This window comes from Haloplanus ruber (assembly GCF_024494725.1).
GTDB lineage: Archaea > Halobacteriota > Halobacteria > Halobacteriales > Haloferacaceae > Haloplanus > Haloplanus ruber.
On record NZ_JANHDK010000002.1, the window covers coordinates 170270 to 187163 of the forward strand.

At 70.0% G+C, this 16894-nt stretch carries 20 protein-coding genes; 7 read left to right on the forward strand and 13 right to left on the reverse strand.

The annotated features are described in order from the left end of the window. Positions 1–4 precede the first annotated feature (4 nt). Positions 5–787 (forward strand): DUF7857 domain-containing protein, encoded by a 783-nt coding sequence (locus tag NO878_RS08995; RefSeq protein ID WP_256405658.1) that lies wholly within the window; start codon positions 5–7, stop codon positions 785–787. Next, the gene (locus NO878_RS09000; RefSeq protein ID WP_256405659.1) at positions 784–1488 is read left to right on the forward strand and encodes a MinD/ParA family ATP-binding protein; all 705 of its coding nucleotides are present in this window, start codon (positions 784–786) and stop codon (positions 1486–1488) included. Before NO878_RS08995 ends, NO878_RS09000 begins: the two co-directional genes overlap by 4 nt. On the opposite strand, the gene NO878_RS09005 is transcribed toward NO878_RS09000, so the two are convergent. After that, entirely contained in the window at positions 1467–2330 is an 864-nt protein-coding gene (locus tag NO878_RS09005; protein ID WP_256405660.1) for a transcription initiation factor IIB, read from the reverse strand. The two genes, NO878_RS09000 and NO878_RS09005, sit on opposite strands and share 22 nt — an antisense overlap. A gap of 162 nt (positions 2331–2492) precedes the next feature. Between NO878_RS09005 and NO878_RS09010 the strand changes: the two genes are divergently transcribed. Next, positions 2493–3008: a DUF7858 family protein gene (locus tag NO878_RS09010; RefSeq protein WP_256405661.1), complete on the forward strand. Its 516-nt coding sequence runs from the start codon at positions 2493–2495 to the stop codon at positions 3006–3008. On the opposite strand, the gene NO878_RS09015 is transcribed toward NO878_RS09010, so the two are convergent. Then, positions 3009–3755, reverse strand: a complete 747-nt coding sequence (locus NO878_RS09015; protein ID WP_256405662.1) for a ParA family protein — start codon at positions 3753–3755, stop codon at positions 3009–3011. A gap of 122 nt (positions 3756–3877) precedes the next feature. On the opposite strand from NO878_RS09015, the gene NO878_RS09020 reads away from it, so the two are divergent. Continuing rightward, the gene (locus NO878_RS09020; RefSeq protein WP_256405663.1) at positions 3878–4798 is read left to right on the forward strand and encodes a hypothetical protein; all 921 of its coding nucleotides are present in this window, start codon (positions 3878–3880) and stop codon (positions 4796–4798) included. Positions 4799–4845: 47 nt separating this feature from the next. Continuing rightward, positions 4846–5289: a peroxiredoxin gene (locus NO878_RS09025; protein ID WP_256405664.1), complete on the forward strand. Its 444-nt coding sequence runs from the start codon at positions 4846–4848 to the stop codon at positions 5287–5289. Here NO878_RS09025 and NO878_RS09030 read toward each other — a convergent pair whose 3' ends face one another. The 3 genes from NO878_RS09030 to NO878_RS09040 are packed head-to-tail and all read right to left on the reverse strand — an operon-like array spanning position 5290 to position 7573. Beyond that, positions 5290–6504: an iron-containing alcohol dehydrogenase family protein gene (locus tag NO878_RS09030; RefSeq protein ID WP_256405665.1), complete on the reverse strand. Its 1215-nt coding sequence runs from the start codon at positions 6502–6504 to the stop codon at positions 5290–5292. A gap of 51 nt (positions 6505–6555) precedes the next feature. Beyond that, positions 6556–7068: an MOSC domain-containing protein gene (locus NO878_RS09035; RefSeq protein ID WP_256405666.1), complete on the reverse strand. Its 513-nt coding sequence runs from the start codon at positions 7066–7068 to the stop codon at positions 6556–6558. Between the two features lie 37 nt (positions 7069–7105). After that, positions 7106–7573: a hypothetical protein gene (locus NO878_RS09040; RefSeq protein ID WP_256405667.1), complete on the reverse strand. Its 468-nt coding sequence runs from the start codon at positions 7571–7573 to the stop codon at positions 7106–7108. 288 nt (positions 7574–7861) lie between these two features. Between NO878_RS09040 and NO878_RS09045 the strand changes: the two genes are divergently transcribed. Then, the gene (locus NO878_RS09045; RefSeq protein WP_256405668.1) at positions 7862–8113 is read left to right on the forward strand and encodes a TrmB family transcriptional regulator; all 252 of its coding nucleotides are present in this window, start codon (positions 7862–7864) and stop codon (positions 8111–8113) included. A gap of 435 nt (positions 8114–8548) precedes the next feature. On the opposite strand, the gene NO878_RS09050 is transcribed toward NO878_RS09045, so the two are convergent. The 8 genes from NO878_RS09050 to alaS form a co-directional block, all read right to left on the reverse strand. Next, positions 8549–8968 carry an HIT family protein gene (locus tag NO878_RS09050; protein WP_256405669.1) on the reverse strand — a complete coding sequence of 140 codons (420 nt, stop codon included), beginning with the start codon at positions 8966–8968 and terminating at the stop codon, positions 8549–8551. A 76-nt stretch (positions 8969–9044) separates the two neighbouring features. Next, the gene (locus NO878_RS09055) at positions 9045–9692 is read right to left on the reverse strand and encodes a uracil-DNA glycosylase (protein WP_256405670.1); all 648 of its coding nucleotides are present in this window, start codon (positions 9690–9692) and stop codon (positions 9045–9047) included. Then, the gene (gene prs / locus NO878_RS09060; RefSeq protein ID WP_256405671.1) at positions 9689–10540 is read right to left on the reverse strand and encodes a ribose-phosphate diphosphokinase; all 852 of its coding nucleotides are present in this window, start codon (positions 10538–10540) and stop codon (positions 9689–9691) included. Before prs ends, NO878_RS09055 begins: the two co-directional genes overlap by 4 nt. A gap of 37 nt (positions 10541–10577) precedes the next feature. Beyond that, positions 10578–11366, reverse strand: coding sequence for an HVO_0234 family beta-propeller protein (locus NO878_RS09065; RefSeq protein ID WP_256405672.1), 789 nt, complete (start codon positions 11364–11366; stop codon positions 10578–10580). A gap of 39 nt (positions 11367–11405) precedes the next feature. Continuing rightward, complete coding sequence (locus tag NO878_RS09070) at positions 11406–12101, reverse strand: type 1 glutamine amidotransferase (RefSeq protein WP_256405673.1); 696 nt, start codon at positions 12099–12101, stop codon at positions 11406–11408. A 31-nt stretch (positions 12102–12132) separates the two neighbouring features. Beyond that, the gene (locus NO878_RS09075; protein WP_256405674.1) at positions 12133–12903 is read right to left on the reverse strand and encodes an alpha/beta fold hydrolase; all 771 of its coding nucleotides are present in this window, start codon (positions 12901–12903) and stop codon (positions 12133–12135) included. 62 nt (positions 12904–12965) lie between these two features. Further along, positions 12966–13217 carry a hypothetical protein gene (locus NO878_RS09080; RefSeq protein WP_256405675.1) on the reverse strand — a complete coding sequence of 84 codons (252 nt, stop codon included), beginning with the start codon at positions 13215–13217 and terminating at the stop codon, positions 12966–12968. A gap of 70 nt (positions 13218–13287) precedes the next feature. Further along, positions 13288–16056: an alanine--tRNA ligase gene (alaS, locus tag NO878_RS09085; protein WP_256405676.1), complete on the reverse strand. Its 2769-nt coding sequence runs from the start codon at positions 16054–16056 to the stop codon at positions 13288–13290. 128 nt (positions 16057–16184) lie between these two features. On the opposite strand from alaS, the gene NO878_RS09090 reads away from it, so the two are divergent. Further along, positions 16185–16892: a DUF429 domain-containing protein gene (locus NO878_RS09090; RefSeq protein WP_256405677.1), complete on the forward strand. Its 708-nt coding sequence runs from the start codon at positions 16185–16187 to the stop codon at positions 16890–16892. Positions 16893–16894 lie beyond the last annotated feature (2 nt).

A 16894-nucleotide genomic window follows, 5' to 3' on the forward strand; every position in this document is an offset into this window, starting at 1 on the left:
GGCCATGGAGTCCGACTGGACGCTCACGCGACTCGACGGCCGCGACGACGTCGCCCTCGTGACGGTCGAACTGCACAATCCGTCGCCGGTCGACCGCCGGGTTAGGGTGACAAACTGCCTGTCCGGCCCAGTCCTTCCTCCGCGACGCGCCGGCGTTCCCGAACGAGGGTGGGACCCCGACGGGTTCGCGGGCGTCGTTCCCGCTGGCGACCGCCGAACGCTCGGATACGCCTGTCCGGCACCCGACGAACGGCCGCCCGTCGAGGTCCGGGACGAAGGACGCGCGAGAGCGGAGGCGTCAGCGTCGACGGCCGCGGCGGCGATCCGAGGACTGGACGCGGCGCGCCCGCCGGCCGACGCACTGCCCGACGCGTCGGCGGCGCGCGGAGCGGGGGCGGCGGGCGCGGCGATGGAGACGGGCACGGGGGAACGCCCGGACGACGAGGCGGTGTCGCAGAATGGCGATGCGTCGGCATCGGACGGAATTCCGTCCGCGACCGGGACCGATCCGGCGGCGTCGAGCGACGACCCGACGACGGTCCCGCCGGCGGTCACGGCGTGGCTGGCGGCGGCCGAACGGCGGATCGAACGGGGCGAGCAACTGACGGACGCCTCGGCCGAGACGGTGGCGGCCGCTATCGACGGCACGGATGATCTCGCCACCCTCGACGAAGCGGTCGCGGCCGACGCCGAGCGACTCCGGGCCGTCTCGGCGCGAGCGGCGAGGCTCGCGGAGCGAGCGGCGGCGGTCGACGTGCCCTACGCCGCCCTCCGGAGGCTGGCGTGATCGTCGCCGTCGCCGGCGGGAAAGGCGGCGTGGGAAAGACGACCGTCGCGTACAACCTGGGGGCGGTGCTCGATGCGGTGGTCGTCGACGCCGACCTGGGAATGGCCGACCTGCCTCACAGCCAGGGACCGGACCTCCACGACGTGCTCGCGGGGCGGGCAGATCCGATGGAGGCCGTCCGTCACGGACGGGTGTCGCTACTGCCCTGTGGTCGGTCGCTGGCCGGCGCCCGGGCGGCGGACGTCAGCCGTCTCGCGGAGGCGCTCCGGACGGTGGCGGCCCGTGTCGGCGACGTAGTGGTCGACTGCCCGGCCGGTCTCCGTGCCGACGTCGGGGTGCCGCTGGCCGTCGCCGACGCCTGCGTCCTCGTGGCGTCGCCGCGTCGGTTCGCACTGGCCGATGTGGTCCGGACGCGAGAGTTGGCGCGGGAACTCGACGCGGGGCTGATCGGTGTTGTGCTCAACCGGACGGCTGCCGACGACGACGTGCCGGCCGACGCACTCCGGCGGACGCTCGGTGCCCCCGTCTCGGCGGTGCCGGCCGATCCGCGCGTCGGTCGGTCCGTCGACGACGAGCGACCGGTCGCGTCGGCGGCGCCGGATTCGGCCGCCGCCGAGGTCTTTCGCTCGCTCGGCGGTAGGGTTCGGACCTGCAAGCGGGAACGCCGCGGCCGCGACGGTCACTCGGTCAACAGCGTGTAGGTGTTGCGGACGGTGACCGGCGTGACGCCGGCCACGTCGGCGGCGTCCTGCTGGGTGAGCGACGCGCCGTTCTCGCGGGCGGCCGTGTAGAGACAGGCCGCGGCGACGCCGCTGGGGTTGCGACCCGCGGTATCGCCCGACTCGCGGAGGCGCCGTGCGTGGGCCTCCGCGTTCCGGCGGACGGCCTCGCTCACGTCGAGTTCGCTGGCGTACCGGGGAATGTACTCCACGGGGTGGATCGGTCCGGTTGCGATATCGAGATCGCGGTTCAGCGCGCGGTAGGCCGCGCGGTGTTCTGCCTCGCTGGCCTTTGCGGCGTCGACCACCTCGTCGACGGTGCGGGACACGGAACACACCCGGCAGGTGGCGTAGACCGTCGCGGAGGCAAATCCTTCCAGTGACCGCCCGCGGAGCAGGTCCGCCTCCTGTGCCGACCGGAACAGCGAACACGCCGACTCGCGGACGTGCCGGGGGAGCGACAGCGCCCCGACCAATCGCCTGATCTCCGTGAACGCGTACACCTGGTTGCGCTCGCGTTTCGTCGATATCTGGGCGCGGTTGTGCTGGGTCCGCATCCGCGACAACCGACGCCGCTTCCGTCCCTTGATGCGGGTCGACCGGCCGATGTCGGTCGAGAGCCCGCGGTCGTGACGCGACTGAGTGAGCGGCGCGCCCGTCCGCTCGGGCGACGTATCGTCGTCGGCGAACGAGCGCCACTCCGGCCCGTGGTCAATCCGGTACTCGTCGACGACGAGTCCACACTGTCCGCAGACCGTCTCGGTCCCCTGGGTGTTCAGTCGACCACTGCACTCCGGACACTCCGCCTCGCGTGCCTGACTCATCACAGTCGAAAGTTGGTCCCGATGGAGTATTTAAACAGGGGCGCGAACCCGTGGATTCGCGGTATTCGCCGAGCAGAAGCCTATCGGTCACCGGTACGTTCTGTCGTCGATCCCGCGGATCGGCGGTAGGTTTTACAACCGGTGCGGCGCCAGTACACGGTGATGGGGCTGTCCGACATCGCCGCGGGAATCGAAGTACACGAACGACAGCGCGAGCGCGGGGTGCCGACGGTGGACGCGACGGGCGACGACTTGGTCGCCCGCTTGGACGACCACACGGAGGCGTTGCCGTGTACGCCCGAGGCGGCGGCGACGGTGGTCGAGACGTACGCGGCGGGGACGAGCGTCGGCGACTGTGCCCGCGAAGCGGGAATCGCGCCGATGACGGCGGCCAAACTGCTCCACTGCTGTGGCGTCACGGGGCTGTCGCCGCTCGGCCCGACGGGGCGTCGGATCGTCCGGGACTGGTTGGCCGGTGACCTCGCCAGAACCGAAGCGACCGAACTCGCGGGCGCCGACGAGGCGGACTTCGCGCTGGCGACGTACATCGAGACGCACGACCCCGTTCCGGACCTGGCCGACGCCGTCGAGGGTGTGCTCGAACCCGACGGGACGGCGACGGTCGACAAGCGCGACGCGCTAGCTGAGACGATGAGTTCCGTCGGCGACCTGCGGTAGCTACCGCGAGACGAACCCGCCGACCGAGTCGAACAGTCCGGCTCCCTCCTCGACCGACAGGTCGGCGTCGAAGACGACGGCGGCGACGTCGGCAACGGCCGTTGCGACCGAACTCTCCTCCAGACAGGTTGGAGCGGCTGTCACCGCCGCCGCCGTTTCGGACACGGTAGCGTCCGCAACCTCCAGATCACCGCGAGTCGCGACGACAGCGTCGGCGGCCGATCCGACGTCGTCGAGGCGGCCACGGATTCGCTGGACGGCGTCGCGTCCACGGGTCGTGGCCGGGGTGACGACGGCGACCCGGTCGGCGGCGTTCACCGCGGCAACCGACTGATTCGACGCCACCGGCGGCGTGTCGACGACGACGTGGTCGAAGCCGTCGGCCGCGGCGGCGACCCGGGACTCGAACCGCTGGGCCGCGGCGGCGGATTTCGCGCGGGCGAGGCGTTTGAACGGTGCCGCGGCGGGACAGCAGGCCACTCGTCCGTCGACGTCGAGCGGCAGGTCGACCAGCCCGTCTTCGAGCGCCGCCTCCCGTCGGTCGGTGAGCAGCGCCGTCAGGTCCGGGTCGAGTCGACCGGAGAGGTAGTCGGACAGGCCTTGCGTGGCGAAGGCGGCGTCGAGGACGGCGACCGACCGCCCGTCGGCCGCGAGAAGCGCCCCGAGTTCGACCGACAGTCGCGTGGTCCCTGCCCCACCGGTCGCGCCGACCAGTGCCGCCACCGTTCCGGCGTCACCGTCGCTCATACCAGGGTGTGCGGCGCCCTCCGATTAAAAACTCGGGGCGAGAGCTTCGGGTGCCGTGAGAGGTGGTGCGGTCGGGCGACGAACGGGACAAGAGCCTTGTCGACGTCGGCCCCAGAGTGGGTATGGTCGCCGCCACCGACGACTCGGCGGTCACGTGGGCGGCGCTTCCCGACCGCGAATCCGACCGACTCAGACTGCTCGTCTTTCACCTCGGGGCCGGCGTCGTCGGCGTCGTCGGCCTCTTAGTCGTGGCGGCCCTCGTCGCACTGGCCGTTGGGGGGCGCATCGGCGGCGACACCGGGGCGCTCCTCCTCGTCGGCGTCCTCCTGTTCGTCGGCGGGCCGATGTCGCTGTGGTACCTCCGACTCGCGTCGACACACGGGACGGAGCGGGAACTCGGCACGGTCCTGCCGAGCGCCGGGTGGGTTCGCCGTCGCTACCTGCCGGTAGCCGTCGTCGGCGGCCCTCTCCTCCTCCTGCCGCTGGCGCTCCAGCCGGGACTTTTGCTCGCCTACCCGCTGGCGTTCGTCGCCGCTAGGTGGGCGGTCGACCTTCGGTACACGGTCGGCCGACTCGATCCGGCGACGGGACGGCTCCGGTGGGCGGTGGGCGCGGCCGCCGTGGAATACGGTCGAAGCGGAAGGCTCGATCCGAACGAGCGACCCGTCCGGACCTGCGATCTGACGCCACTCCGCCGCGTCCACCGCCGGCAGGTGGGCGACTACACCCTGTTTTTCCTCCGGTATCGGCGCCGCGGCTGGTGGGGGCGACCGCTCCTCCTCGTCGTGCCGAGCGGGGCGACCGAGCGGGTCGGGGCCGCCCTGAAGGCGGTCGCCGAGGCGGAAACGGAGGCGGACGAGGAGTCGACGGACGGCCTCGACCGGTCGGTCCGCGTTGCGCTCGGCGCCCTCGGGACGGTCTTCCTGTGTGCGACCGGGGTCTTCGTCGTCTTCGCCGTCGAGCGGTTGGCCGTCGTCGCGTACGCGGTGGCGACCCTGGGGCTGTTCGGGGCGGGAATGCTGGTCGCGGCACTCCGGGGGTAACCGCCGGTGTCGAACCCGTTATGCCGGTCGCGGCCGAAACGAGGCCGATGCTCGAACCCGGCGATCCGGCGCCAGCGGTCTCGGCGCGCAACCAACACGGCGAATCGGTGACGCCCGACTTCACGGAACCGACGGTCGTCTTCTTCTACCCCGAGGACTTCACCAAGGGCTGTACGGTCGAGGCCTCGGAGTTCCAGGCGGCGCTCCCGGAGTTCCGTGAACTCGGCGTCGCCGTCTACGGTGTCTCGATGGACGACGCCGAGCGCCACGCGGAGTTCGCGGAGGCGGAGGGACTCATCTTTGACCTGCTCGCGGACCCGGAGGGAACGGTCGCCGAGGCGTTCGGCGTCTCGACGGATCACGGCTACGCCGACCGCCGCACCGTGTTGCTCGCCGACGACGAGGTGCTCGCGACGTACGCCCCCAACCCGGGCGATCACGCGCGTGAAGTCCTCGACGATGCCCGCGAGACGTTCGTCGTCGGCGGGTAGTCACCACGCCGCGTCGAGGACCGACCTGATCTCGGTGGGCGTCGGATCGACACCGGCCGGCGCGGCGTCCATCAGCCCGTCGCCGTGGATTTCGGCCGCGATCCCGGACAGATCGTCGCGGGCAAGACCGTCGAGCGCGCGAAGTTTGGCTGGGAGTCCGAGGTCGGCGGCGACGCCCGCGACAGCGGTGGCGACCGCGTCGGCGGGATCGGTCCCGTCGTCGACGCCGAGTGCCTTGGCCAGCAAGTCGCGGCGGGCGTGGACCTGATCGAAGACGTAGCGCAGGACGTGCGGCGCGAGGATGCCGTGGACGACACCTTGGTGGGCGTCGTAATCGTGGGAGAAGCCGTGGCCGAAGGCGTGGATAATCGACGCCCGGTAGGTGCCGGGCGTGGAGATGCCGTACTGGGCGAGGACGACCCCACAGACCGCGTCGTAGAGGCGGTCCGCGTCCATCGACTCGGCGGGGAGGGTCGGGAATCCCGCGGACATGAGCGACAGCGCACGGGTCGCGGTGGCGTCGGTAACCGGCGTCGCGTACGGCGAGTAGAGACACTCGACGGCCTTATCGAACCCGTTCATCGCGGAGGCGGTGAGCACGGACGTTGGCGTCGTCTCGAACAGCACAGGATCGTAGCACAGCGCGGTCGGCATGAGTCGCGCGTCGCTGAGCGAGCCGTTGGGAATCTCGTGGGCGGGCGTCTCCGCGGGGTCGAGCGAAAGCCCGACGCCGGCGATGACCGAGAGGTCGGCGCCCGCGAGCGTCGTCGGCACCGCGACGATGGGCAGGGGGTCGGCGCCGACGGGAACGGTCCCCGTCTCGACGGCCTGTTCGGCGGCGGCCGCGGGGTCCTCGTGGCTCGCCAGCGCGACGATTACCTTCGCCACGTCGAGACTGCTCCCGCTCCCGACGGCGACGAGGGCGTCGATCCCCTCACGACGGGCGCGGCGGGCACCCGCCAACCCCGTCCGCAGGTGTTTCTCCGGAGTCGTCTCGTCGAAGACACCGGCGAGGCGGTCACCGAGACCAGCCGTGACCGGGTCCATTACGGCAGGGGTCGCGCCGACGTTCGATCCCGTGACGACGAGCGCGGTATCGAGGCCGCGAGCGGCCAGGATGTCGCCGAGACCGGCGACACAGCCGCGGCCACAGCGGAGTTCGCCGGGGTCGTAGTCGAAGGTAAACTGCCGGTCGGACGGAGCGTCGGTGGGCATACGTCCCGTACGGTGGGGTCGGTGTTAAGTGCGGGCCGGGCGACGGCCACCTCACTCGTGTTCGGAGCGCAACCGCTCGACGATGGCATCGGTGCGGTCCCGGTCCCCGAGGTCGGTCACGCCGTCGCCGACGGCGACGGCCCCGCCCTCGATCACGTCGGCACAGATTCCACCGCGGCCGTCGCCGAGGGCGCTGGCGACGCCCGCCTGCGCGGCGAGTTCCTCGAGGTGGGCACAGGGCGGACGGGGGCGGGTGCCGACGAGTGTCGCTTCACCGAGTCGGAACCGATGATCGAGGAGGTCGTGAACGTCGACGCCCGCGACGACGACGTTGCGCCGGTGTTGGCCGTCGGTGAGGTCGATACCCGTCTCGCGCTCGATTGTCGCGAGCGCCTCGCTGGCCACGAGCGTCACCTGACAGGTGTCGTACGGGGAGTAATACCCCTCGCCGGTGCAGTAGCGGTCGCCGCGCAGGCCGGCGTCCGCGACGGCCTCGACGCGGTCGACCGATTCCATCGGCTCGGAGCCTGCAGGCGCGACGAAGAGATCGGTGACGCGAGCCATACTGTCTCTCGGCGGCCGCGACGCATAATCGATGGGGTCAGAGCGTCCGGCCGACGAGGGTAACGAGCGGAACGAGGACGACCAGGTACGCGGCCGCCGACACCGCCCAGTCCCGGCGGACGGCGGGAACCCGACCGTCGGCGATCCGCGACCGGGGCAACACGACGACGGCGAAAAAGCCGACCATCAGAGCGTAGAGCAGGCCGGTCGTGGCGGCGGTCGTGACGAGCGACGGGCCGAGCAGGGCCGTCGCCGTCAGCGAGAGCCAGACGAAAAGTGGGCCGGTTAGAACCCCGGCGAGGTAGTGGACGACGACGGCGAGGCGACCGGGGGCGTCGTCGGGGGGACGCCCGGTCAGAACCCCGGCCGCGACGAACGGCGGCGTCTCGCCCTCGGGAAGCCGGGCCATCACTACGTCCATCACGAGCGTCGCGATTACGGCGGCGGCGACGCCAACCGGAAACAGGAGCGACACGGCGAGCGAAGCCGCAGGTGCCGTCGGCATGCGAGCCATACGTGCGCCCACGACTTCGGCCTGACGGTGGATCGAAGGCTGGAATCCACCCTGAAGAAACGATATTATTTCTGGTAGGTTTGGCCAAAGCACAAGGATCGGACCGTTCCAACGGTGATCAGATCGAACGTCGAAGTGTGCCGTAACGAGCTATACAGAGCCTATATATCAGAATATACCGGATCATTGTACACGGTTGTTGACAGACCATCCGGGTCGATCACGACATATCATATCACGGGAAGGTTTATAGAAGTGTAGCCAGATCAACTAATCGAGATGACAGCCACTACCCTCGACCCCGACACGACCGGGCGTGACCAATCGAACATCGACGTTCCCGAGACGCTCCAGTCCGCGGAGTCGAAACTCGTCTACGTGTTTCTCGCCGCCAGCGACGGGGCGACAGTCGAGGAACTGCACGAGGCTCTACACCTCCGAAAGATAACCCTCTTTCCCGTGTTGAGCACGCTAACAGAGCGCGACGTGGTCGGCCGTGAGGGCGCACAGTACGTCCCCTCGGCGTCGTAGCGAGGGACAGTCGGAGTCGGCGCTACGGAGCGAAGCGGATCGGTGCATGCGACGCTGACGACGGGTCGATTGCGGCGACAGGAGTAGGCTATCGTGGATCGATGCCCGTGGCCAGCGGGCGGGTGATGTGGCATGTCGCGAAAACAGGGTGGACGCACCACCGGGAGCGAGTGGGTGCGTCGGCCATGGACGAACTATGGGTAGCATTCCCAGTCGGCTCACCCTGGAGACTGACCGTCTCATGTGGCGTTGACGATGCGGTGGACCGAATCGGCGAATCGGTCACGGTGCGATCCTATTCGTTCGTATCTTCGATCACCTCTCGCACAAGAGTGGACGAATCCACAGTATAAATGCGTTTGCTTGCATGACCTTTGAATCATTTACCTATATAATGAATCGTGTGTGACGAGTTTCGGCGTCGGGCGTCGCCGTTCAGGCGGATTCGATGGCGGCGGCCACCTCGGCGCGTTCGTCGTCGTCCACGTCCGGGCGCTCGTCGATCAGAGCGTGGATCGGGCGGCCGCCGTCGTCAGCAAACCGTGGAACGATGTGGACGTGAACGTGTGGCACCTCCTGGCCGGCCAGTTCGCCGTTGTTGACGGCGACAGTCGTCGCCTCGGCGTCGACCGCCCGCTCTACGCGGTCGGTCAGATCGTGGGCCGCGGCGAAGACGTCGGCCGCGAGGTCCGCGGGGAGGTCGTCGAGACGTTCGTGGTGGGCCTTGGGGATGACGAGCGTGTGGCCGCGGGCCAGCGGGTTGGCGTCGAGGAAGGCCACGACGGTGTCGTCTTCGTATACGGTGTCACTCGGGATGTCGCCGTCGACGATGGCACAGAAGATGCAGTCGGTCATGGCTGTGGATACTGCGTCCATCATAAAGAAACTACACGGCGGGGCTTACCGGGACCCGTGTCTCACGGGAAAGCACCTATGTCGTCGCGTCGACGCCGCAGTCCCGGAGGACCGCGGCGAGCGCCACCCGATAACCCTCGCGGTCGTAGCCGAGCCGCGACCGCCACACGTCGGCGTAGGAGGGATGCAGGAGGGGGACGACCGTCGTCCCGAGGACGTCGACCGGGTCGAGAACCAAATCGAGAAAGCCGTCGAGCTCGCGGCCCGCAGCGGCGAAAAGCGTCACCGTCGCGTGTTTGCCGGTCGCGAGGACGACCGACGGGTCGACACGGTCGAGTTCCGTCTGGAGGTGGGCCCGACAGTTCGACCGCTCGGCGTCCGTGGGTTCGCGGTTCGACCCGTCGCCGTCGGCGGGAAAGCACTTCACGGCGTTCGTATAGAAGGCGTCGTCGACGCCGACACTCGCGAGCAGCGAGCGGACCCGCCGGCCGGAGTGTCGCGAGGTGTAGGCGAGGCCGGTTCGGTTACCCCCCGCCCACGCCTCGGCATCGGGGTCGCCCGCGGCGGGTGCCTCGCCCACGACGACCACGGCGGCGTCCGTCGGGCCGTTGCCCCACGCGATCCGGTCGCGGGCGTCGACGAGGGCGGGACACCGGCGACAGTCCGGATCGAGGACGAGGGCGTCGTCCAGGGATGGGGCCTCGGGGGTGGGGTCGTCCGTCACAGGACGTCCGCGACGGTCGGCGCGACGGAGACGGCGGTCACGTCGCGTTCGATGGTGTCGGTGGCGTAGATGGCCTCGACGCCGGCGCGTTCGAGTTTCGTCCGCGCCGCCCGCGCGAGCAGGGGGTGGACACAGGCGACGTACACCGCGGCGGCCGCCCGGTCGTCGAGGACGGCGATAGACTCGCTCATGGTCGTCCCCGTGGCGACGATATCGTCGACGACGACCACGTCCCGGCCCGCGACGGCGGCGTCGCTCGGCGTGATTTCGACCTCGGTGCCCGAGTGGCGCACCTTCTCGAAGTAGTCGACGGCACCGCGGCCGTAGGCGTCGCGCACCGACTCGGCGAGAGAGAGAGCGCCCGTGTCGGGCGAGAGAAAGAGCGGATCGGTCAGGTCCGCGGGCAGCGGGGTCGCCAGACGCGACGCCGCCCGCACGATGTCACAGGGGACGTCGAAGAAGTCCGCTACCGACGCCTCGTGGGGATTAACGAGGACAACCCGGTCGGTCCCGGTCGATATCGCGCGGGCGACGGCCCGGGCCGACACCGGCTGTCCGGGTTCGAACGCGCGTTCCTGTCGGCCATAGCCCATGTAGGGGAGGACCGTCACCACCTCGTCGACGCCCGCCTCGCGGACGGCATCCTGTAACTGCAGGAGTTCGACGTGGGCTGCGTCGGAGGTGGTCGCCGCGACGACCACCGCCCGGTCGGCGTCGTCGGGACCCGCGACCGACGCCATTCGTTCGCCGTCGGGGAACCGCTCGTAGCCGACCGCCGCGAGCGAGTGCCCCGTCTCGGCGGCCAGCGCCGCACCCAGCGCCTGTGACTCCGAACCCGGAACGATCATACCGGGCGGTCGACGGCCGGGCCGAAAACCGTTTCCGTTAGGCCTGGACCGCCAGTCGCGAGACGCCGGTGACACCCAGTGCCCGCGTCCGCCAACCGTCGCCCGCGTCCGTAAGCAGCGTCCCCGCGGCCGTCACCGCCACCGTCGCCGCCTCGGTGAACCCCACGTCGACGACCCGCTCGGTCGCGGGCGTCTCGACGCCCGTCCAGGACGCGACCCCTTCACGAACGAGGAGGCCGTCGTCGTCGACGGCGACGGCACGGTCGCCGTCGGCACTCACCGCGGTGGCTGCGCCGTCGCGTTCCGCCATCCAGCCGTTACCCAGTCGGTAGAGGCCAGCAGCGGTCGCCGCGAAGGGCATCCCCCGGCCGTGAACGTCGCGAGCGTCCGCGAGGCCGACCGACCGCAGGCCGTCGTCGACGACCTGGTGGACACCGTCGGCCGCCGCGATCATCCCCGCGTCGACCGCGCGCGGGTCGTCGACGGCGCCCAGTCGCGTCCAGTCGCCGTCGAGGCGGGCGACCCGGCCGTCGGGAGCGGCCGCCACCGGCGCCCCCTCGCCGTCGAAGCCGACGGCGACGGCCGGGCCGAAGTCGGTCGGGTCGTAACTCCCCACGAGGACGTCCTCGTCGGTGGCGACGACGCGGCGGTCGCCGGTCGCGGCCACGTCCCGGACGGTCGCCCGGTGGTCGAGGCCGAACTCGCCGACGAGATCGGCCGAGAGCGACGCGACGACCAGTCCCTGTTCGGCGGCGACGAGTACCTCGGTGGCGCCCGTCCGGTCGGCGTAGACGCGCTTCTCGTCGATGGTCAGATCGTGGCTCATACGCCACCTCCGTGGCCGGCGTTGAAAAACGTGTGAGAACTACCCGTCCGTCGCTGCGGCGGTTCGTGACCGCACCTGTGCCGTGAAGTTGTCGAACAGGCGTTTGGTCCGGCAGGCCGCGGCGTAGGCGTCGGCGTCGATCCCCTCCATCACGGCGTCGATCCGGGCGGCGGGGAGGTCCTTCTCGCGGGTGACCGTCTCGGCGCTCCCCCGGTCGTACTCGGGGTGGAACTGCACGCCCCAGCAGTCGCCGTGCCGGAACGCCTGAACACCCCGCTCGCTCTCCGCGAGGACGGTCCCGCCGGGCGGGAGGTCGACCACGCAATCGGAGTGAGTCTCGAAGGCGACGAAGGGGGAGTCGATCCCCGTGAACAGCGGGTCGGGCGCCACGGCGCGTATCTCCCGGTATCCGATCTCGATGTCGTCCATCGCTGCGACGCGACCGCCGAGGGCCGCCGCAAGCGCCTGGTGGCCGTAGCAGACCCCGAGGATCGGCAGGTCGCGGTCGGCCGCCCGCTCGATCCAGGTGAGCAGGTCGTCGATCCAGGGGTCGTCCCAGTAGACGGAGGCCCGCGACCCGGTGACGACGGCGCCGTCGTAGTCGAATCCCGGTGGCAGGTCGCCGGCAGTCACGTCGAACTCGACGAGGTCGGCATCCAGTTCTCGGCGGAAGTTACGGCGGGTGTGGTCGGCGCCGTGAGAGGCATCGAGGAGGACGAGACGGGGGCGAGACATAGAGACGGAAGGCCGTCGTGACGGTTGGGTCTTACGCCCCGAGGAAGCCGAACAGTCGGTCGTTGACCCCGCGAGAGCGCTCGATCCCGATCAGGTGGCCGCCGTCGAGGCCGACGAACTCCCCGCGGGGCAACTCGTCGGCGAGCCGACGGCCGTACGCGACCGGCCAGACGGCGTCGTCTCGGCCGTGAACCACCAGCGCCGGCACGTCGACCTCGTAGAATCGATCCGAGACGTCGAACGCCTCGACGGCGGCCGCCTGTGCCGCCCACGCCTCGGGGGTGGCGTCCTCGGCGGCGCGCCAGTCGACGACCTGTTCGACGACATCGGGATGCGCGTCGAGGAAGTCCCGCGAGAAGGCGGCGCCGAGCGACGTCTCCAAGGCGTCGGGATCGGACGGATCACCGAACAGCGGATCGAGGGTCAGGTCGGACCCGACCGGGGCGGTCCCGAGGAGAGCGAGCGACCGCGGGCGCGAGGAGACCCGCGCGAGTTCGAGCGCGACCATCCCCCCGAGACCGGCGCCGACGACGTGGACCCGCCGGCGACCGTGCGCTTCGAGGACGGCCTGGACGTCGGCAACCAAGTCGTCGACGGCGTAAGGCCCGGCCGGGGCATCGGAGCGACCGGCACCGCGGAGGTCCGTCACCAGCGTCTCGAATGGTCCCGTCAGCCCGGCGTGTTGCCAGCCCCACTGCCAGGCACCGTACCCCGCTTCGCCGAGGAGGACGACCGTTTCGCGGTCCGGATCGCCGTCAGCCTCGTAGTACAGCGACACGGACCCGTTGGACGCGGTAGGCATGATCGACGGTAGACGGGGGAACTACTTTAGCCGTTCTCGTCCCGGGCCGTGTAGCGCCGAGACTACCGAGACGCGCGGGCGAAAAGCAAGGAGAGACCGAGAGCGATGGCCGCGAGACCGACGGCGAGCAAGCCGCCGCCGATGGCCAGCGACGGTGCGTCGACGGGAACCGTGCCGGTCGCGAGTGCGAGCGGCGATACCCGCTTTAGCGCCGACCCACCAGGTACCCAGACGCTCGCAAGCGCCACCAAGCCGGCGGCGAGCAGTCCGTAACCTGACAACGCGGCGGGAGACGGTGGCCGAAACGACGTCACGTGTGCGATGATCCCGGCATCACACATCAACGCTCGGCCGTGAGCATCACGCGTGATACTCGCGCGCCGGTCAGGTGTTCCGGATCGTCCGGAGGACGTCGGGGGCGTCGTCGAGGGCGTCGTCGAGGGCGTCGACGTCGGGGCCGCCACCCTGTGCGAAGTCGGGCGGGCCGCCGCCGCCGCCACCGACGCGCCCCGCCAACTGACCCACGACCTCGCCGGCGTTGAGGTCGACGTCATCGGGCACGCCGACGACGAACTGAGCGCTGCCGCCCGCGGCGCTCCCGAGGACCGCCACCGCGCCCTCGTCGACGATGGCGTTCGCAGTCGCGCGCAATTCGTCGGCGTCGGCGTCCATCCGCCGGATTACGGCCGCAACGTCGCCGACGTCGACGGCGTCGGCGTCGGTCGCCGCCGCGCGCACCTCCGCGAGTTCCTCTTTCAGGCGGTCGATCTGCTTGCCCCGTTCTTTCCACTCCTGGAAGAAGCGCTCGGCCGTCTCGGGGACGTCTTCGGGGTCCACGTCGAGGGTGTCGGCGGCGGCGTAGAGGGCATCCTCGGTGTCCTGGGTCGCCTCGATGGCGGCCTCGCCGGCCGCGAAGACGAGTCGTTCGACCCCGTCCTGAATCGGCTCCGTGCCGAGGATCTTGATCGCGCCGATATCGCCCGTTCGGGAGACGTGCGTCCCCGCGCACGCCTGCACGTCGTCGTCGACGTGGATCAGGCGGATCTGTTGGCCCGGAGGAACGCCCCCTTGGTACAGGTCGAAGCCGTGTTCGGCCTCCGCCTCGTGTCTGTCGGGCCACTCCTGGGTGACCGGGACGTTGTCCCGGACGAGTTCGTTGGCGACGCGTTCGATCTCTTTGACCTCCTCGCGGGAGACTCGCCGGAAGTGGCGGATGTCGAGTCGGGCGCGGTCGGTGTCCTTCTGGGCACCGGCCTGTCGGACGTGGTCGCCGAGCACCTGCCTGGCGGCGTGGCCGACGATGTGAGTCGCGGTGTGGTGTCGCATCAGACTGAACCGGCGGTCGGCGTCGATCCGGCCGCGGACGAACTCCCCCTTGCCGGGGTCGTCGGCCGTCCGGTGGAGGACGACGCCGTCGCGACGCGTGACGTCCGTCACCTCGACGGTCGTCTCGTCGGTGGAGAGCGTGCCGGTGTCGGCTGGCTGACCCCCGCCCGCCGGGTAGAACATCGTCTGGTCGAGGACGACGTCGTAGCCGTCCTCGCGCTCGAACACGTCGAGGACGACCGCCTCGAACTCGATCCGCTCCTGGTCGTCGTAGAAGAGCCGTTCCGTCTCCGGGAGGTCGGCCAGTCGGGTGTCACGCTCGTCCGCCGACTCGGTGTCTCCGCCTTCCCCGTGACGGGCGGCGACCAGCCCGTAGAAGTCGTCGGGCACGTCGACCGCGGCGCCGTGATCGCGGGCGATGTCGGCGACCATGTCGGGCTGGATGCCGTGGGAGTCGTAGAGTTCGATCAGGGTCTGCCGGGGAATCGGCTCGGCGCGCTCGGCGTACTCCTCGGCGATGCTCTCGACCTTGCGCCGGCCGCGTTCGAGCGTCTCGCGGTACTTCCGCTCCTCGGTGCGGACCATGTCGCGGATGGTGTCGCGGTTGGTGTAGCCCAAGCGGTCGGCCTGCATGTCCACGAGTTCGTCCAGTGGCGCGTCGATATCGAGGCCGTCGACCAGGCGTTTGGTCCGCCGGAGCACCATTCGAGCGAGATATCCCGTGCCAACGTTCGAAGGGACGATACCGTCGCCGAGCATGTAGGCGAGCGTCCGGCAGTGGTCGGCGATGGCGTAGACGTCCTCCAGCGGTTCGAGGAGGGCGGTCAACTCGGCGGCGTCGACGTCGAGTTCGTCCGCCACCGCCGCCCGGGCGCTCGCCAGGTCGTCGATTTCGTCGACGTCGAGATAGCCGGAGAGGCGGGCGGCCTCCTGGATCAGGTCTCGCTCCGCCGCGGAGTGGTCGATCCCTGCGTTGTCGGTCAGGAAGTCGATCATGTCGGGGTAGACGGCCTCGTAGACCGTCGGCGTCCCCTGACTCATCCAGGTCCACCGCTCGAGCCCGTAGCCCGTGTCGACGATGTAGGTGTCCATCGGGCTGTAGCGGTTGCCGTCTTTCATCTCGTACTCGCCGTCGGGGTCCTGCTCCATCGACATGAAGACGAGCGTGGCGAGTTCGAGGCCGCGGTAGATCACCTCGAAGGCGGGGCCGGCGTTGCCGCCGCCGACCCAGGGGTCCTCGATGTAGACGATCTCCGTGGGGTCGACGCCCATGGACTCGAAAAACCGGTCGCAGTACTCGACGGTCTCGTCTTTCCAGTACACCTCGCCCTCGTAGGCGTACTCGCCGTCGGCGTCGTCGCGGGCGTTGAACGCGTGGTGGGCCATCATCTCGAAGGCCATCGTGTGTCGCCCCGTCTTGCCCACGTTGTCGATGTCCTGCATCCGGATACAGGGCTGGGAGATGGTGAGGGGGTTGGCGGGCGGCGGCGTCTCACCGGAGGTCACCAGCGGCTGGAAGTCGTAGATGGAAGCCTGAGTCAGGAGGACGTCGTCACGCCAGCGGTTCGCCGCGACGGGGTAGGGCTCGATGCGCTCGTGGCCCTGATCCTCGAAAAAGGAGAGGAAGGTCTCGCGCATCTCCTCCAGCGTGTACGTCTCGTCGAAGCCGGGGGTGCCGATGAAGGCGTAGTCGTCGCAGGGGGGCTCGCCACAGGTCTCACGGTCAACCCGCGCCCAGAAGTGTACGCCACACGAGGCACACTCCTGTCGTGTGAACCCCTCCTCCTCGAAGTACTCGAGGCGGTAGGCGTCTTCGAGTTCGCTCATTACCACCACGTTGGCCCGTCTCCGCCTAAAACAGTTCCGGGAAGGCGTCTCGCGGCGGTCGGCGTCCGGTGACCGGCGGTCCCCGCCCGACTCGACGGCTTATGTCGACCGGGACCCAACCGCGGCACATGAGCACGGCTCTGGGTGTCGACTGGGCGAGTGGCTGCTGGGTGGTCGTCGCCGTCGACGACGACGGGACGACGATCACGACCGAACCGGCGATGCTCAACGTACTGTACGAGTACGATGACGCGGAGCCGATTCTCGTCGACATTCCCATTGGGTTGCCCGAGACGCCGGGGCGGGCATGCGACGAGGCGGCTGCCGCCCGCCTCGGCGAGCGTCACGGCTCCGTCTTCGCCGTCCCCTGCCGTGCGGCCGTCGACGCCGACGACTACGAGGCGGCCCGCGAGGCCAACGGCGGGAGCCTCGGCAGTCAGAGCTGGGGGCTCGTTCCACGAATTCGCGAGGTTGACCGCGTTCTCGACGCCTGCGACGCCGCGGCCCGCGTCTACGAGAGCCACCCAGAGGTGTGTTACGCCACCTTCGCGGAGCGTATCGGCCACGGCCCGCTGGGCTCGAAACGCGACGACGACGGCCTCGACGCCCGGCTGTCGGTCCTCGAAGCGGTCGATCCGTCGGTCGGCGCGGCGGTGCGCTCGTTCGTCGACGACCGCCGCGACGGCGCCGCGTGGCACCGCCGGATTCGGGCCGGTCGGCTCGACGACGTCCTCGACGCCGCCGTTCTCGCGGTCACGGCGCGTCGCGGGTCGTTCGGCGTCCTGCCCGAGGGGCGGGAGTCGAGCGACGACCAGGTGATCGTCTATCCCGGGTGAGA

Bases quoted from the DNA above. Each gene is read 5' to 3' on its own strand.
- NO878_RS08995 (WP_256405658.1), top strand. From the start codon at position 5: ATGGAGTCCGACTGGACGCTCACGCGACTCGACGGCCGCGACGACGTC.
- NO878_RS09005 (WP_256405660.1), bottom strand. From the start codon at position 2,330: ATGAGTCAGGCACGCGAGGCGGAGTGTCCGGAGTGCAGTGGTCGACTG.
- NO878_RS09010 (WP_256405661.1), top strand. From the start codon at position 2,493: ATGGGGCTGTCCGACATCGCCGCGGGAATCGAAGTACACGAACGACAG.
- NO878_RS09015 (WP_256405662.1), bottom strand. From the start codon at position 3,755: ATGAGCGACGGTGACGCCGGAACGGTGGCGGCACTGGTCGGCGCGACC.
- NO878_RS09020 (WP_256405663.1), top strand. From the start codon at position 3,878: ATGGTCGCCGCCACCGACGACTCGGCGGTCACGTGGGCGGCGCTTCCC.
- NO878_RS09025 (WP_256405664.1), top strand. From the start codon at position 4,846: ATGCTCGAACCCGGCGATCCGGCGCCAGCGGTCTCGGCGCGCAACCAA.
- NO878_RS09030 (WP_256405665.1), bottom strand. From the start codon at position 6,504: ATGCCCACCGACGCTCCGTCCGACCGGCAGTTTACCTTCGACTACGAC.
- NO878_RS09035 (WP_256405666.1), bottom strand. From the start codon at position 7,068: ATGGCTCGCGTCACCGATCTCTTCGTCGCGCCTGCAGGCTCCGAGCCG.
- NO878_RS09040 (WP_256405667.1), bottom strand. From the start codon at position 7,573: ATGCCGACGGCACCTGCGGCTTCGCTCGCCGTGTCGCTCCTGTTTCCG.
- NO878_RS09045 (WP_256405668.1), top strand. From the start codon at position 7,862: ATGACAGCCACTACCCTCGACCCCGACACGACCGGGCGTGACCAATCG.
- NO878_RS09050 (WP_256405669.1), bottom strand. From the start codon at position 8,968: ATGACCGACTGCATCTTCTGTGCCATCGTCGACGGCGACATCCCGAGT.
- prs (WP_256405671.1), bottom strand. From the start codon at position 10,540: ATGATCGTTCCGGGTTCGGAGTCACAGGCGCTGGGTGCGGCGCTGGCC.
- NO878_RS09065 (WP_256405672.1), bottom strand. From the start codon at position 11,366: ATGAGCCACGATCTGACCATCGACGAGAAGCGCGTCTACGCCGACCGG.
- NO878_RS09070 (WP_256405673.1), bottom strand. From the start codon at position 12,101: ATGTCTCGCCCCCGTCTCGTCCTCCTCGATGCCTCTCACGGCGCCGAC.
- NO878_RS09075 (WP_256405674.1), bottom strand. From the start codon at position 12,903: ATGCCTACCGCGTCCAACGGGTCCGTGTCGCTGTACTACGAGGCTGAC.
- alaS (WP_256405676.1), bottom strand. From the start codon at position 16,056: ATGAGCGAACTCGAAGACGCCTACCGCCTCGAGTACTTCGAGGAGGAG.
- NO878_RS09090 (WP_256405677.1), top strand. From the start codon at position 16,185: ATGAGCACGGCTCTGGGTGTCGACTGGGCGAGTGGCTGCTGGGTGGTC.